At 39.3% G+C, this 16,204-nt stretch carries 11 protein-coding genes; 8 read left to right on the forward strand and 3 right to left on the reverse strand.

The features are described 5' to 3' along the window. Positions 1-123 precede the first annotated feature (123 nt). Both HQN86_RS06980 and purU read left to right on the forward strand, forming a co-directional pair. Positions 124-1,368, forward strand: coding sequence for a hypothetical protein (locus HQN86_RS06980; RefSeq protein WP_172660268.1), 1,245 nt, complete (start codon positions 124-126; stop codon positions 1,366-1,368). Between the two features lie 51 nt (positions 1,369-1,419). Continuing rightward, positions 1,420-2,247: a formyltetrahydrofolate deformylase gene (gene purU, locus HQN86_RS06985; RefSeq protein WP_172660269.1), complete on the forward strand. Its 828-nt coding sequence runs from the start codon at positions 1,420-1,422 to the stop codon at positions 2,245-2,247. A gap of 97 nt (positions 2,248-2,344) precedes the next feature. Here the strand turns inward: purU and HQN86_RS06990 are convergent, their stop codons facing one another. After that, positions 2,345-2,632, reverse strand: coding sequence for a chaperone modulator CbpM (locus tag HQN86_RS06990; RefSeq protein WP_172660270.1), 288 nt, complete (start codon positions 2,630-2,632; stop codon positions 2,345-2,347). A 21-nt stretch (positions 2,633-2,653) separates the two neighbouring features. Then, complete coding sequence (locus tag HQN86_RS06995; protein WP_172660271.1) at positions 2,654-3,583, reverse strand: DnaJ C-terminal domain-containing protein; 930 nt, start codon at positions 3,581-3,583, stop codon at positions 2,654-2,656. Between the two features lie 178 nt (positions 3,584-3,761). On the opposite strand from HQN86_RS06995, the gene HQN86_RS07000 reads away from it, so the two are divergent. The 5 genes from HQN86_RS07000 (at position 3,762) to HQN86_RS07020 (ending at position 13,086) form a co-directional block, all read left to right on the forward strand. After that, entirely contained in the window at positions 3,762-4,340 is a 579-nt protein-coding gene (locus HQN86_RS07000) for an RNA polymerase sigma factor (protein WP_172660272.1), read from the forward strand. 134 nt (positions 4,341-4,474) lie between these two features. After that, the gene (locus HQN86_RS07005; RefSeq protein ID WP_172660273.1) at positions 4,475-6,838 is read left to right on the forward strand and encodes an ABC transporter permease; all 2,364 of its coding nucleotides are present in this window, start codon (positions 4,475-4,477) and stop codon (positions 6,836-6,838) included. A 98-nt stretch (positions 6,839-6,936) separates the two neighbouring features. Beyond that, positions 6,937-8,100: a FecR family protein gene (locus HQN86_RS07010; protein WP_172660274.1), complete on the forward strand. Its 1,164-nt coding sequence runs from the start codon at positions 6,937-6,939 to the stop codon at positions 8,098-8,100. A gap of 43 nt (positions 8,101-8,143) precedes the next feature. Further along, on the forward strand, positions 8,144-11,542 hold the full coding sequence (locus tag HQN86_RS07015) for a TonB-dependent receptor (protein WP_172660275.1): 3,399 nt from the start codon (positions 8,144-8,146) through the stop codon (positions 11,540-11,542). Positions 11,543-11,553: 11 nt separating this feature from the next. Then, the gene (locus HQN86_RS07020) at positions 11,554-13,086 is read left to right on the forward strand and encodes a RagB/SusD family nutrient uptake outer membrane protein (RefSeq protein WP_172660276.1); all 1,533 of its coding nucleotides are present in this window, start codon (positions 11,554-11,556) and stop codon (positions 13,084-13,086) included. Positions 13,087-13,217: 131 nt separating this feature from the next. Here the strand turns inward: HQN86_RS07020 and HQN86_RS07025 are convergent, their stop codons facing one another. Further along, positions 13,218-14,486, reverse strand: a complete 1,269-nt coding sequence (locus HQN86_RS07025; protein ID WP_172660277.1) for an ROK family protein — start codon at positions 14,484-14,486, stop codon at positions 13,218-13,220. 384 nt (positions 14,487-14,870) lie between these two features. Here HQN86_RS07025 and HQN86_RS07030 point away from each other — a divergent pair, with 384 nt between their 5' ends. Continuing rightward, on the forward strand, positions 14,871-16,160 hold the full coding sequence (locus tag HQN86_RS07030; protein WP_172660278.1) for a Gfo/Idh/MocA family oxidoreductase: 1,290 nt from the start codon (positions 14,871-14,873) through the stop codon (positions 16,158-16,160). The last annotated feature ends 44 nt before the right edge of the window (positions 16,161-16,204 follow it).

Genomic DNA, 16,204 nt, shown 5'->3' on the forward strand with positions numbered 1-16,204 from the left:
ATCATTGCAATGTTAACGCATTGTGAAGTTTAAGTGCTATTTAACAATGGTTTACATTAAAAATTACCATTTATAACTCATGTTATATATTTTAGTAGAAATTGATCATCGCAATAGTTAAGTATGAGCAAACAGAAGAAGAAAAAAGGGAACGGTAGTTCAAATCCAGATGCAGCTAAACAGGCATTAATGCATCAGAAAAGATTTATTGAGCGTATGGAACTACTTTGCAATGCGCTTGTTGGACCGGGATATTTTGAGAAATTCCCCGAGCGAATTCTTGCGCATATGTATGCCACCAGGTATCCGGCATTAAAAATAAAGGCAAGTCCGGACTCTGATGTTTCTAAATCGACAGTTATAAAGGCTAATAAGCTGCTCAGTGCTTTTCTGGAAGATCAATATATTAATTTAAACAATGGTGAGCGGGTGTTGTTTAGTATGCTTCTTTCTGAAGGATTGCTGCTTATTCATTTCCTGCATGTGGTTCCTGCTAACTATTTTCCTCATGCAGCGCTCCTTAAAGAAGAGTTTAAAGATTATTTTCCGGATACCGAGGCTTATTTAAGTATTCAGGAAATGATGGGTACCCTGGTGCAGGATATTATTGTGTTTTTAAGTGATTTAAACAAGAGCATCATTAAGGCTGATTATGGTGAAACGGCCTGTTTTGAGATCACCAGCAACTACAATGATATTTATTTGTACGAGTTTAAGACAAATAAAATATCGATGCTTATTAACGGAGAGAACCATTCGATGATTCGTTTGGGCTGGATTGATGAGGAACTGAATTGGATTTTTGCTAAAGTTAAACCATCGGCACTTGGCTTTAGGGTTGCCGGGCTAGATGTGCCGCTTGATGTTTATATACAAACGCATGCCCTGAAAAGGTTGCAGGAGAGGATAAATATTACACCCGGTATTATGCATTCTATTGTGTTTATGACCTTTATGAATCCGGAAATTAAGCATCATAAGGATTACGATAGGAGCCTGATTGAGTTTTATCTTTCTGATAAAAAGGCAGGATACCTGCAGGTTGAACTACATGGCGACAGGCTGGTTATCCATACTTTTTTATTTTTAACCAATAACGGGACTCCCGAAGGGATCAAGCTGGAAAAGCTTGCAGGGCTGCAGAAAGCGGATAAAATATACCTCGAGATAGATAAACTTTCAACCTTTAATTCTTATCATATCGAAAAGAATGAGCAATTAAAGGACTTGTTTATTAAAGCTGGCTGCGGTTCTTTACTGGAGCTGGGGCATTTGCAGGAGTTTACCGTTAACGAGGTAAAGGATAAAGACCCTGATTCTATATTGAAATACCTTGCAGACTCAAAATACTTTAGATCGGCAGAGTAGGTTCACGCTTGTAAGAAATATTATTATCTTGCTTTCCTATTTTAACAATCGATGATAATAATAATACAGTGTAAAGATCAGATAGGGCTGGTTGCCGATATTTCGCAGATATTATCTGCAGCAAAACTAAATATTGTTTCTATGAGGGAACATGTTGATAAGGCCGAAAGTATGTTTTTTATGCGTTTGGAGGTTGATGGGCATTCTGATGAGGCTTTACTTACAGAAGCTATGTGCAAGATTTTACCTGCCGGCGCACTTATTCATGTTAATCCTGTTGCCGAGAAAAGGATTGTGGTAATGGTCACTAAAGAATATCATTGCCTTGCCGATATTTTGGTACGCAATAACTTTGGTACTTTGGGAGCCACTGTGGTTGGGGTTATTGGCAATCATGATATACTGAAAAAGATTTGCGAGCGCTTTGATGTTCCTTTTTCTTTGATTTCTTATGCTGATGGGGTGAATGATCCGGAGGAGGAAATGATTGATCAGATAAATGCGTATAGTCCTGATTATGTGATTCTGGCTAAGTTTATGCGAATTCTATCGCCGCGTTTTGTGGCTAGTTTTGCCGATAGGATAATTAACATACACCATTCTTTTTTACCTGCTTTTGCCGGGGCAAATCCGTATAAGCAAGCTTTTGAAAGAGGGGTGAAGCTGATTGGTGCTACAGCTCATTTTGTAACAAATGATTTGGATGAAGGGCCAATAATTGCCCAGCAGATTATTCCGGTAAATCATTCGTTTACTGCTAAGGATATGGTAAGGTCAGGAAAAGAGATTGAAACCGCGGTTCTGGCAAAGGCCATGAGGCTGGTGTTGAGTGATAGGGTGTTTGTTTATAAGAATAAAACGGTGGTGTTTGAGAATTAGGGACTTCAAAATGCTCGTCATCCTGAATTTATTTCAGGATGACGATAGCTTTAATAAGAGTATGACGGGTGTTTTACCAGGAGGATGATGAACCTCCTTACTGGTGTACATGCAACTGGTTTTTAAGCTCCTGAATTTCCTGTTGCATCGCATCTACTTTTTCTAGCAAATGTCTAATCGCATCTATTCCCTCGATATTGATTTGCAAATCGTAATGCAGATGGATGTACTTATCCAGTTCACCAAATTGTCTGATATGTATGTACTTTTCTGATTCAACCTTCATTAATGAAATGATTCCTGAGTCTTCAAGGGATATAATAAACTCCGGTTCAATATCATACTTAAAGCAATATTCTGTTATTGTTATTAATTCTGTTTCCATGATTAATTTAATTTAAATGCCTTACCCCAGGTTTTTTAGTTCATTAAAAAGCTCTTTCTGTTTCTCTGTAAGCTCGGTTGGTATCTTAACTGTATACGTTACAAAGAGGTTTCCAAACTCTCCATCTTTTTTATATACCGGAAAACCTTTCCCTTTTAGTCGCACCTTAGTTCCGCCTTGCGTTCCAGGGGCCACTTTAAGCTTTACTTTACTGTCAAATGTAGTAACCGTTACATCACCTCCCAGAACGGCAGTATAAAGGTCTATTTCTGTGGTGGTATACAAATCGTTGTTAAGTCTTTTAAAGTGCAGATCGTCGCCAATAATAAATGTGATGTACAAATCCCCGTTAGGGCCACCATTTGCACCAGGTGCACCCTGACCAGCTAATTTAATTACTTGCCCATTCGCTATCCCCGCCGGAATGGTTATCCTTAGGTTTTTGCCGTTTACTGCCAGCGTTTGCTTGTGTGTGTTGTAGGCATCGCGAAGCGATATGCTAATCTCTGCCTGGTAATCCTGCCCTTTGAATTTACGGCTTCCGCGTTTTGACTGTGCTCCTGCATTGCCAAACAAAGATTCAAAGAAATCAGAGAAATCTCCGCCACCGCTAAATCCTTCGCCACCAAAATCAGCACCGCTAAAACCGCCGCCCTGATAACCTGCACCAGAGTATGCATTTTGGTTTTGTTGCTGCGATTGTTTTGCCTGTTCAAACTGATCGGCATTTTTCCAATGTTCCCCGTATTCATCGTATTTCTTACGCTTTTCGGGATCGCTCAGTGCCTCATTAGCCTCATTTATTTGCTGAAACAACCTATTGGCATCTTTGTCATTAGGGTTTAGATCGGGATGATATTTTCTGGCCAATTTTCTATAGGCTTTTTTAATATCGTCCTGTGTAGCACTTTTTTCTAGTCCCAGGGTTTTGTAGTAATCTATAAATGCCATAATTAACTAGTTTGTCATTTATCTTAAGTTATTAATTGCCGATTTTGTTTTAGTTTTTGATAAATATTAAATGTAGTTGTGAATATATTAATTACTTTAGAATTTTATTTGTCGAATACCTCTCTGGATATACTTCTATGGTGTAACCGCTATCTAAACATTAAACTTTACTGTTAAAATGATTGTAGAGCATAACAATGATGCTAGCCTTTTACTAGAAATGAAATTCGGGAATCAGCAGGCCTTTGAAACTTTGTACAACAAGTATAAAGGATTGCTCTATGTGCATGCTTATAGGAAACTTAAGGATAGAGAGCAGGTAAAAGATATTATTCATGAGATTTTTCTGAGTTTGTGGGAGAAAAAGACCACTTTGGATATAAAAGGAGAGCTATCCTCGTACCTATTTAAGGCGGTTAGGTATAAGATTATTGATACTATTGACAGAAGCTCTACAGCCGAGCAGTACATTAGTCATTTTCAGTCTTTTATTGAGAGTTATCCATCGCAAACAGATCATCGGGTAAGAGAAAAAATCCTGACATCGATAATTGACAAAGAGATTGCGAATTTACCCACAAGGATGCGCGAAGTGTTTGAGTTGAGCAGGAAAGAAAATTTGACTCATGCAGAGATCGCCGAAAGGTTAAACATATCTGAGCAAAGTGTGCGTAGCCATGTTAAAAATGCCTTGCGTATATTAAGAGTAAGGCTAAGTACATACTTGCCGTTGTTGCTGCTTTTGTTTAATAAGTAATTTCTAAGGATAGTCTCTCGTTCAGAATTGAACACCTGCTGTTCACTACCGTACATCCTGGAATCTATAATTTGCTTTATTGTTCTTTAAATGAGCTTGTTTAAATTTGGCATTGGCTTGGTATATTGCAGTGCATGGATAAGCTTAGTTTAAAAATTGCCTGGAGGAACCTTTGGAAAAATAAGGGTTTTACATTAATTAATCTCGGAGGATTGGCTATTGGTTTGGCCGCATCTCTGTTATTGTTGCTTTATGTGGCTAATGAGTGGAAGTTTAACACTCAATATAAAGATGCCGAAAACATCTATGAAGTGAAAACCAATTTTCTGGATGCAGCGGGTAAGGTATTTGGTACCACTGGTGTTTCTCCAAATGCGCTCCCTTTGGCCATGAGATCAGAATTAGCAGGAGTGAAAGCAGCGGCATTTATCACCTGGCCAAGTCAAACCTTACTAGTCAACGGTACAACCAGCGTGAAAGTAGATAACCGCATAGCTGAGCCGGATATTCTTAAAATATTGAGTTATAAATTCATCAGCGGCAGCGCAGAAACAGCTTTTTCAAAACCTAATTCCGTTATCCTTACCAGCAATACGGCAAAAAGGCTTTTCCCTAATACCTCTGCCATCGGCAAATCTCTCAAATTCATGAATTTTGCGAATCTTACTGTAACGGGGATTATAGAAGACCTGCCGGAAAACATGAGCTACAGGTTTGAGAGTCTGGTATCGACCAATGAAAATGTGGGTATTTTTCCTAAGGCCATGCAATGGGATAATTATTCTTTTTACACATTACTAAAGTTAAACTCAGGGGTTAATGTCGATGATTTTAACAAGAACATTAGCAATTTCTTAAACCAACACAGCAATAAAGAAGTTACCTCAATCTTCATTTATCCATTACTTAAAAGCAATCTGTACGGAGACTTTATAAACGGGAAACCAGCGGGCGGAAAGATTGGGCAAGTACGCATCTTTATTGGTCTGGCCATCGGAATCCTGATCATTGCCTGCATCAATTTCATGAACCTTGCTACGGCAAAGGCTGGTAAACGTGCAAAAGAAGTGGGCATTAAAAAGGCAATGGGAGCTGGAAGGGGCTCATTGATTCATCAGTTTTTGCTGGAAGCCATTCTGATGGTATCATTTAGTTTCATTTTAGCAATTACAATTGTTGAGATCAGCTTGCCACTGTTCAATAACTTGTTACATGTGAACCTTACCCTGCAATCCTTAGGCTTTACAAACTGGCTCTATCTCTGTGTTGTTGTTTTCATTACAGCACTTTTGTCGGGCAGCTACCCGGCTTTTTATTTATCCGCTTTTCAACCCGTTGATACTGTAAAGGGATTGATCAGGCAGAATGGATCTTCGGTGACTTTGAGAAAAGCCCTTGTTGTAGTTCAATTCAGTTTTGCGGTTCTGCTTATCACCGGTACAATTGTGGTTTATAATCAACTTCAGTACCTCAGAAACAGGCCAATGGGCTACAACAGTACCTCGCTGGTAGAAATGCCAATGGAGGGGATGTTGTTCCAAAATTATGATGCGCTTAAAAACCGTTTGGTACAATCTGGGGCAGTGCTTTCTATGTGTAAAACCACCGCAAGCATCTCTACACAAAACTCTGTGACCAGCGGGCTTGAATGGGAGGACATGCTACCTGCAGATAAATCCCTGAGATTTAACCAGATCATTACCACAAATGATTTCAGCAATACTACAGGCGTAAAAATGGTCATAGGGCGTGATTTTAGCAAAGATATTGCTTCAGATAGTTCTGCAATTATGCTGAATTCCAGTGCGGTTAAAGCTATGAACCTGCAACAGCCCATTGGTAAAAAGGTGCTCTATGAAGGAATACGAAGGACTGTAATTGGTGTGTTTGAAGATATCATCTGGGCTGATCCTACCAAAAAGGAAATGCCTATGGTAGTGGCATGGGGACCCTTTTTGCCAAACGTGATTACGATGCGTTTGAACAGTGCAAGAAGTACCAAAGAAGCTTTGGCAACCATCACTAAGATCACGAAAGAGATGAACCCCGTTTATCCGGTGGATCTGGAATTTGTGGACAGCCTTTATCAGGAGAAGTTTGAAAGGGAACGTGTGCTTTCTATACTTTCTAATTTGTTTGGCGGGTTGTCTATTTTTATATCTTGTTTGGGTTTGCTTGGGCTTTCGGCCTATAGTGCAGAGTTGCGGACTAAGGAGATTGGTATTAGAAAAGTACTAGGTGCAAGTCATGTAGGCATTGTTAATTTGCTGAGCTGGAACTTTGTAAAAATGGTGTTGATCGCTATTTGTATAGGCCTTCCTTTAAGCTATTACCTGATGAATATCTGGCTATCTAAATTTGATTTTCGAACTGAGATCACAGGGTTCATGATGTTCAGCTCAGCTGGATTCATTGTTTTGATTGCTTACCTGACCGTGAGTTATCAGGCGGTTAGAGCTGCATCAGCAAATCCTATAAATGCAATCAAATATGAATGATGTGAGTTAGCCATCTCATCATCCTGAATTTATTTCAATTTTTATTACCCCCCTGCGCCTTACTTGGCCGACTATAGTTTTAAGAAGCATTAAAAACTATGGCTGGCTCAGAATTCGATGCTAAAGCATTGATAAAAAAATATAAGGAAGGTATTTGCTCAGATGAAGAAAAACTGCTGGTAGAGCATTGGTATGAAAATATCAATGACAGCGGTTTTGATTTGGATGAGCAATTGGCCGAACATGATCTGGCAAGTGTATGGACGCGCTTGCAAACGGATATCACCGATAAGCCTTTACAAAAAACAAAGCATACTATTTCCTACATTTTACGGATTGCCGCAGTGATTTTACTGTGTGCATTCCTGTGTGGTGGTGCTTACTACTTTATTTCTTATAATAAGCCTCTTAAAGAAAACAATGAAATAGCAGATAAGCCGATGGATGATGTTGCTCCGGGTGGGAACAAAGCAACATTAAAACTTGCCAACGGTAGTATTATTGTTTTAGATAAGGCAGGAAATGGAATATTAGCAGAGGAATCTGGCCTGAAAATAACAAAAACAGAAGATGGTAAAGTTGTTTACAGCCAGTCAAATGGCAATGCAAGTGGGAATAACGAAGTAGGCAAGAATGTGATTGCCACCCCTCGCAGCGGTCAATATCAGGTAACGCTGCCCGACGGGACCAGGGCATTGTTGAATGCTGAATCATCCATTACCTATCCAGTGCTTTTTGCAGGTAATGAGAGGCGGGTTGACATAAGTGGCGAGGTTTACTTTGAAGTAGCAAAAGATAAAAAAAGACCTTTCAGGGTGTTTGTAGACAACATGAAAGTAGAGGTTTTGGGTACCCACTTCAATGTTTCTGCTTACAAAGAAGATAAAGACATTTCTACAACCTTATTTGAGGGTTCACTTGATGTGATCAAGGGGGCTGATAGAACACGACTTGTGCCGGGCAGATTGGCGAGATGGAATAAAAAGAAAGAAAATCTGGAGAATTTGCCTGCCGATTTGGAAGAAGCCATGGCCTGGAAAAATGGTGATTTTGTTTTCAATAAAGAGAATATACAGCTTATTATGGTGAAGCTTTCTCGCTGGTATGATGTAACTGTTGTGTATAAGGGTAATATGTCGGGACTGAACTTCAGTGCAAAAATATCTCGTAAAAGTACCATTTCTGAGGTACTTGAACTATTTCAGCTAACAGAATCAATGAAATACAACATTAAAGGAAGGGAGGTCACAATTAGCAATTAAGTACTATCTGAATCAAACCTATTAACCTTAAACCAAAACATTCATGAAAATTGATCTAACCTATAAACCGCCTTCTATATTATTTAGAAGGCTAATGAGAATATTATGTTTATTACTGATACTATTAACTGCCCAGATCACAGCTTCGGCATATGCACAAAGAATCACCCTTGCTGAAGAAAATGCCTCTCTGGAAGTAGTATTAAAAAAAATAAGTAAACAATCTAACTACGATTTTGCCTTTAATTCGGACATGCTGAAAGATGTAAATCCGGTAAATGTGAAATTAACCAATGCAACCCTTAAGGAAACACTTGATGCTGTTTTTAAAGACCAGCCGCTTACCTATGTGATTACCAAGAATACGGTTGTTGTAAAGAAAAAACTTGCTAAAAAAACTGCTGCTATTATGCAGGAAAGCGCTATGCAGGTATTAATATCTGGAATTGTAAAAGATTCAAAAGGCTTGCCCTTGCCGGGGGTAAGTGTAAAAGTAAAAGGGGGAACTGCCGGCGCTGTTACGGGAAACGACGGAAAATACAGCATCTCAGTTCCTGAAGATAATGGGGTTCTGGTATTTAGTTTTGTTGGATACACCACTCAGGAAATTCCTGTATCCACAAATAAAACCATTGATGTTACACTTTTAGAAGACACGTCTGCACTGCAGGAAGTAGTAGTGGTAGGATATGGTACCCAAAAGAAAGTGAATTTGACCGGAGCTGTATCTTCTGTTGACTTTACCAAGGAAATGGATAACCGGCCTATTACAAATGCTTCGCAGGCATTGTCGGGCAAGGTAACCGGCGTATGGGTAAGTCAGAATTCGGGATCTCCGGGCAGTGACGGCGCAACATTAAGGGTTCGTGGATTTGGAACGTTAAATAACACAAACCCTTTGATTTTAATTGATGGAGTTGAAGGAAACTTAAATGAGCTGAATCCCAGCGATATTGCCTCTATGACGGTGCTTAAAGATGCTGCATCATCTGCCATTTATGGTTCAAGGGCTGCAAACGGGGTAGTGCTGGTAACTACAAAAAAAGGCAGTTATGATTCGCCTTCCCAATTATCTTACAATGGATATTATGGGGTTCAGAAACTGGGCCGTCGTTTTGATATTATAGACAATAGCGCGGAGTTTATGGGGATATGGAACAAAGCAGTGGCCAATAATGGTGGCGACCCGCTTTTCCCTCAGGAAGTGATTAGCGCTTTTGAAAATGGGACAGATCCTTTTCTATATCCAAACACCAATTTCTTTGATGAAGTTTTTACCACCGCCCCAATCCAGGAGCATAATGTTTCTGTAAAGGGTGGCTCTGAGCGTCAGAATTATTATTTGTCGTTTAATTATATGGATCAGGATGGTATAATTAAAGAAACTGATTCGAAGAGATTTGGGTTAAACCTGAACATGAACAGTAAGGTGAATAAGTGGATGGAGATAGGAGGAACGGTACAGGCAACCAGAAAAATTACGCAAAGGCCATATGATGAAATTAGCCGGGTGATGTACCTGATGCAGAATGGGGGGTATCCATTTACTGCTCCATATACCCGTGACGGCAAATTCGGTGCAACGCAGGCGCTTTATTTAAGCGGGCCAAACAAAGGTCAGCCAATAGTGGATACCAGGAACCCATTGCCTGATATGTATAACGGGCGCACACAATATGCAAACAACTTTATAAAAGGGAGTTTAAATGCTAACATTAAGTTTACCCCTGAACTTACGTTTAAGTCGCTTTATTCTGGTCAGTTTAATAACAACAGGAGAGATAGATTTAATCAGTTAAATTATGCATATACCGATAGTGGTATTAAGACAAGTGTTTTGGATTATCCTTCGACCATCAATAACTCGAGAACGAATGATGAGCAATTTTACTGGGCCTTTTTTAATACGCTTGATTTTAATAAAACATTTAATGAAGTGCATAACGTAACTGCCGTTGTGGGTATGCAGGTAGAAGAGAATCAGTTAAAAAATATGCTGAGTCAGCGGTCGGGACCTCCTAAAGAAGGCTTGTCTGAGGTAGATGCGGGTACTTTTAATCCGCTTGCTAATGGGAATACGACAGAATGGAGGATGCAGTCTTATTTCGGCAGGATCAATTATAACTTTAATGAGAAGTATTTGTTAGAGGCCAATTTAAGAGCCGATGCATCATCGAGATTCAGTGCTGGCAACAGGTGGGGCTTTTTTCCTGCTTTTTCTGCCGGATGGAGATTAAGTGAGGAGCGCTTTTTAAAGGATTTTAAAGCGATACAGAATTTAAAAGTAAGGGCTTCGTGGGGTCGTTTGGGGAATCAGAACATTAATGCAATTGCCGGAGATTATCCATATCTGTTATCCCTTACTCAGAATTATGGTTCTAGTTATAACCTTGGCGGTGCCTTGGTACCGGGTGCAGCCATTACTGCGCTGGTAGACCGTAGTATTTCGTGGGAAACCACTGAGAGTACCAACATTGGTGTTGATTTTACGATGTTTAGCGGAAAGCTAAATGTTGAAATGGATTATTTTACTAAAAAAACATCAGATATTTTAGTGCGGTTGCCCATCCCTCAGATTTTAGGCGGAGTGAGTGCACCGGTAGAAAATGTGGGTAGGATGACGAATAAGGGATTTGAAACATCAATCTCCTATCAATCCAGAAACGGAGATGATGCATTTAACTATAGGGTTGGCGGAAACCTGACCTATGTAACCAATGAGGTAACTAAATTTAGAGGTGGGAAATCTCCTGATCAACTATACCTTATCCGTGAGGGTTATTCATTTCAATCGCTTTATGGCTTTAAATTCCAAGGTGTGTATCAGACAAATGAAGAGGCAAAGCAACATATGTCGAACAATGCTTATACGCCTACTGCCGGAGATTTGAAATATGAGGACGTAAATGGTGATGGTCGTTTGGATTATCAGGATAAGCAATCATTAGGTAATACAATTCCTAAGTTCACCTTTGGTTTAAATCTTGGTTTTAGCTATAAAAGCTGGAATTTAGATGTGGTAACTACTGGGGCTGCAGGTGTTAATGCTTTTACAAAAAGCAGATGGGCCGAGCCTTTGGGGATATCGGGCGGTGTAATTACCGAGCGTTGGAGAGATGCGTGGACACCTGAAAACAGGAGCAATACATTGCCTCATATTAAAGTAAATGATACGTGGAACAGGTATGAGTCATCGTTCTGGGTATCAAATCTTTCCTATTTTAAAATTAAAAATATACAGCTGAGTTATCAATTGCCAAAAAAACTGATAAACAGTTTAAAAATGGGTGGAATAAGTGTATATGCTAATTTCCAAAATTTACCTGCATTTGTTTCGGGTGATTATGAAGGGTTTGACCCGGAGAGAAATACGTTTGATGATGGCGGCGGCCTTTATCCAATACCCTTTATCAGTACGTTAGGTGTCAATTTACAATTTTAATAAGAGAAATTATGAAACGTATAATTAGTTTATTGTCGGTTATTCTTGTGTTCTTCTCTTCTTGTACTAAAGACTTTTTGGAGGTTACACCGGAAGATAGAATTACAGAGGATAATTTTTGGAAAAGCGAGGGGGATACTTACCTGGCACTTTATGGAGTGTACAATACTTTGCAGAGCAGGCATGTTTATGGCTATGGTGGCGGACTGGACGCTGCATCTCCAAATGCTTATCAGTGGGCACATTGGGAAGGAATGGAAATGCAGGTGGGCAACGGTACTATACAGCCCGGTGATGCAGGAATTGTAATTGAGCGCTGGAGAGATTGCTATAAGGGCATTAACAGAGCCAATTATTTTTTAGATAATGTAGATAAAGTTCCGATGCCCGATGCTACCAAAGAGGTAATGAAAGGCGAGGCTTACTTTTTGAGGGGCGTATTTTATTCGCTGCTGGTAAACACTTATGGTGGTGTTCCGATTTTTACCAAAACGATTTCTGTTGAGGAATCAAGAAATCTTGAGCGTGCCGATCTGGAAACATCGTGGGCTCAGGTGCATGCTGATTATGACGCTGCTATTGAAAGGTTGGATGTTGAAGCGCCGATAAAAGGCAGGGCTACTAAGGGAGCTGTGTATGGAATGAAGATGCGTGCTTATTTGTATCAGAAGAAATGGGATAAAGTAGTGGAGTACGCTGATAAAATAACTGCTTTGGGTATTTATAATCTGTTTCCTAGCTATTATGGCTTGTTTCAGGTGGCAAATGAAAATAACCAGGAAGTGTTGTTTGATGTGCAGTTTATGAGTGGCCCTTTTTCGCAGGGGAGTATATTTGACAGGTACTGGCAGCCTCAAAATTTGAAGTATGGTATTATTGGATCGAATTCTGTGGCACCTGTTCAAAATCTGGTTGATGCTTATGAAACGTTGGATGGTTCGCCGGTTAATGCTGCGGAACCGTACAAGAATAGAGATCCGAGATTGGATTTTACGATTTTAAGACCCGGAGCGTATTTTCAGGGGCAGTTGTATCCGGTTGAAATAAAGAACCATACTGGGCAAAAGGTGGGCTTCGGAATAAGGAAGTATACCATAGAAAACATGGAGGTAATTGCATCTGAATCGCCTTTGAATTTTATTGTTTTAAGGTATGCTGATGTGTTATTGTCTAAAGCTGAAGCTTTGATTGAGGGTCAGAATAAGAATATTCCTGAAGCTATTGCGCTGATTAACAAGATCAGAAACGGAAGAACGGATGTTAAGTTGCCTGCTTTGTCGACAGGATTAGGTTTAGAGGAAGCGAGAGAGAAATTACATAAAGAACGCCGGATTGAGCTTGCATTGGAAGGTTTGTATTGGGATGATGTTAGGAGGTGGGAAATTGGTCCTAAGATTTATCCACAGCAGGTAAAAGGAGCAAATGGGGAGTTGATAGATACGAAATTTGCGAATGGGTATGATCTGATTAGAAATCAGCTGCTGCCGATTCCGGACGGGGAAATTTCTTTAAACCCTAAGTTGATTCAGAACAAGGGGTATTAAAGTGGGGTAGTAAAGTAGGGCGGTTGTATTGAGGCATTCGTCATCCTGAATTTATTTCAGGATCCCGGAATTGTAATTCAAAACCTGCTTAAACGAGATCCTGAAGTAAATTCAGGATGACGAGCGGTTTATTAAACAGAAAGCCGGGACTTTGATTTTCCGGCTTTCTTAATACAAGCCTCCAAAAAATGATCAATACCTGTTGTAGCATAACCCAAAAGCCTTGAGTTTTCGCCAAGTTCAGATGATACAATTGTTGTTCTCTCTCTGATTTGCGTCATGCAATATGTATTAATTGCCTGTTGCATCGGCAGGGTGATGTATTGTTTGGCCTCGGCAATTTTCCCGCTTAAAATAATCAGTTCCGGATTAAACAACTGAATAAGTACAGCAATTCCCTTTCCCATATAAGTGCCAATATTAGATAGTAGCTGGATGGCATATTGATCGCCTTTATTTGCTGCTTCTATAATTACATCAGGTTCAATCCTTTGTAATTCTTCGTTAGAGAGTTTATTGAGCATAGAGTTTTTGCCCGATAAAATACCTTCTTTTGCCATTTCCGATAAAGCATTGCCCGAAGCGATGGTTTCCAGACAACCGTGTTTGCCGCAATAGCACAATGCGCCATTCTCTACAAAAGGGATATGGCCTAACTCTCCTGAAAAACCACAGGCACCTTTTCTTAATTTCCCATCCATTATAATTCCTAATCCAACACCCCAATCCATTAACAGAATCAAAGCATTTTGTTTACCTTTTGCCATTCCATGTGCAAATTCTGCCATTGATGATCCATTTACATCGTTCTGTATAATAACGGGTAGTTTCAGCGTGGTTTCAAATGCGGCCGTTAAAGAGGTGTTTTCCTGATCGCTAAGAAAATAACTATAGCTTTTGCCTTTTTCGGAATCAATTAAGCCGGGCATGCCAACACTACAACCAATTAGTTGGTCGTTGGTAATGTTTTGAGCTTTTAGAATACCCTCTACATGTGTACTTAAAATACTAAAGAAATCGGATCTGCTGCTTTTTGAGATGGGCAAAGCGATGGTTTTGGCATCAACTATATAGTTATAATTGTTATCCATAACTGCTATTTTGGTATGAAATAATTCAATATCAATGCAGAGGATCAGGATTTTTCTATCCCTTAAGCCGTATAAATCGGGCTTTCTGCCACCCATAGATATTCCGTAGCCTTTCTTTTCTACCCATTCTTCGTCAGTTAAATTAGTAATGAGTTTTAAAATACTTGGAGTACTCATGTTCATGGTATCACATAATGCGGAAACTGAACTTGGCCCTAAATTAAAAAGATGTTTCACAAGCTGATATTTATAGATCAGCTGCTTATCGCGTGTTGGTTTTGTTATGTTATTTAATAGACGAAGATCCATAGCTTTAATTACTCTATTTCGTTAAATATAGATAACTTATGTTAAAAAATCACAAAAGTATTTTTAATACGTAAATAAATTAATAATGTTTTGTGTTTTTGACAATTTCTCGCTAATATTAACAATGCAAGTATTCGATTTAGCGGTGCCTTTGGAGGTATTAAAAATTGAATACCCATACAACCATATATATTAACCTTGAAGAACCATAAAAAAAATGAATCCAACAGTCAATATTTAACCGGTATTTGACTCTGTACCAAATATGAGCCCGACGAACTTACTGCGAGTTAATTCTAACTGTGCGGTGATATGTTATTTTAGTGAAGCTCTGATATATGAAAACAATACAATTGAATATATAATTCACACATAAATGAAAATATGAAGCCTAAACAACCTAAAGAACCAGAAAACCAAAATTCGAGAAGAGATTTTATTAAGAAATCGGCTGTAGGACTTGCCGCATTTACTATTGTGCCAAGATATGTACTTGGAGGAACAGGATTTATTGCACCAAGTGATAAGCTTACCAAGGCTGTAATAGGCGTTGGCTCAATGGGACGTGGTCATTTTACATATGATGGAACTCAGGTAGTTGCTGTTTGTGATGTTGATAAAAGGCACCTTGATCTGGCAACATCTATGCTGGATAAAGGCGTTAAAACATTTAGCGATTATCGCGAACTGATTAAACTTCCTGAAGTTGATATTGTACACATTGCTACTCCGCCTCACTGGCATGGAATTATGGCAGTTGATGCTGCAAATGCAGGTAAAGATGTTTGGTGTGAAAAACCAATGACCCATACTATTGGAGAAGGTAAACGTGTAATGGAAGCTGTTCAAAAACATGGCAGAATGTTCCGTTTAAATACCTGGTTCCGCTTTAAAGATACTTTTTATGGAATGGGTACAACTGTAAAACCAATTAAGAAGTTGGTTGACAGCGGATTGTTGGGCTGGCCTTTAAAGGTTACTGTAGGTAAACATACAGGTTATGATTGGAAGTTTTACTGGGTAGGTAAGGATCACCTTGAGCCTCAGCCGGTACCTCCTGAATTGGATTACGACAGATGGCTTGGCCCTGCGCCTTATAAACCATATAATGCACACAGGGTTCATCAAACCTTCCGTGGTTACTGGGATTATGATGGTGGTGGCTTAAGTGATATGGGACAACATTATATTGACCCTATCCAGTACTTTTTAGGTAAAGATGATACCAGTCCGGTTTCTGTTGAAATTGATGCTCCGCAACAACATACTGATGCTGTTGGAATATGGAGGAGGATAACTTATACTTACGCTGATGGTTGTCAAATCATTTTAGATGGCGAAGGAAAGGATACTAACGTGCCTTACATTGAAGGACCTAAAGGTAAATTATACCCGGGCTTTAAATCGGATATTCCGGATTTAGAGCGTAAACTGGCCGCTTTCCCTGATCCGACACCACAAATGACCGACTTTGTTGAATCTGTTAAAACCAGACAGAAATTCGCTTTAAATGAAGAAAATGGACATCGTTCATGCAATATCGTTAACATCGGTTTAATTGCCTTGAGGTTGGGCCGTTCGTTAAAATTTGATCCGGTAAAACAAGAGTTTATTGATGATGAAGGCGCTAACAGATTAATTAACCCTGTAATGCGTGCACCTTTTACTATTTAATTAAGCAGTTCATTTAAACAATTCAGATTAACATTTTACACATA

Source organism: Pedobacter panaciterrae, assembly GCF_013204795.1.
Classification (GTDB): domain Bacteria; phylum Bacteroidota; class Bacteroidia; order Sphingobacteriales; family Sphingobacteriaceae; genus Pedobacter; species Pedobacter panaciterrae.

What these genes read in the sequence shown, in the direction of transcription:
- HQN86_RS07025 (WP_172660277.1), bottom strand. Translation starts at nt 14,486, where the DNA reads ATGGATCTTCGTCTATTAAATAACATAACAAAACCAACACGCGATAAG.
- HQN86_RS06995 (WP_172660271.1), bottom strand. Translation starts at nt 3,583, where the DNA reads ATGGCATTTATAGATTACTACAAAACCCTGGGACTAGAAAAAAGTGCT.
- HQN86_RS07030 (WP_172660278.1), top strand. Translation starts at nt 14,871, where the DNA reads ATGAAGCCTAAACAACCTAAAGAACCAGAAAACCAAAATTCGAGAAGA.
- HQN86_RS07020 (WP_172660276.1), top strand. Translation starts at nt 11,554, where the DNA reads ATGAAACGTATAATTAGTTTATTGTCGGTTATTCTTGTGTTCTTCTCT.
- HQN86_RS07005 (WP_172660273.1), top strand. Translation starts at nt 4,475, where the DNA reads ATGGATAAGCTTAGTTTAAAAATTGCCTGGAGGAACCTTTGGAAAAAT.
- HQN86_RS06980 (WP_172660268.1), top strand. Translation starts at nt 124, where the DNA reads ATGAGCAAACAGAAGAAGAAAAAAGGGAACGGTAGTTCAAATCCAGAT.
- purU (WP_172660269.1), top strand. Translation starts at nt 1,420, where the DNA reads ATGATAATAATAATACAGTGTAAAGATCAGATAGGGCTGGTTGCCGAT.
- HQN86_RS06990 (WP_172660270.1), bottom strand. Translation starts at nt 2,632, where the DNA reads ATGGAAACAGAATTAATAACAATAACAGAATATTGCTTTAAGTATGAT.
- HQN86_RS07010 (WP_172660274.1), top strand. Translation starts at nt 6,937, where the DNA reads ATGGCTGGCTCAGAATTCGATGCTAAAGCATTGATAAAAAAATATAAG.
- HQN86_RS07015 (WP_172660275.1), top strand. Translation starts at nt 8,144, where the DNA reads ATGAAAATTGATCTAACCTATAAACCGCCTTCTATATTATTTAGAAGG.
- HQN86_RS07000 (WP_172660272.1), top strand. Translation starts at nt 3,762, where the DNA reads ATGATTGTAGAGCATAACAATGATGCTAGCCTTTTACTAGAAATGAAA.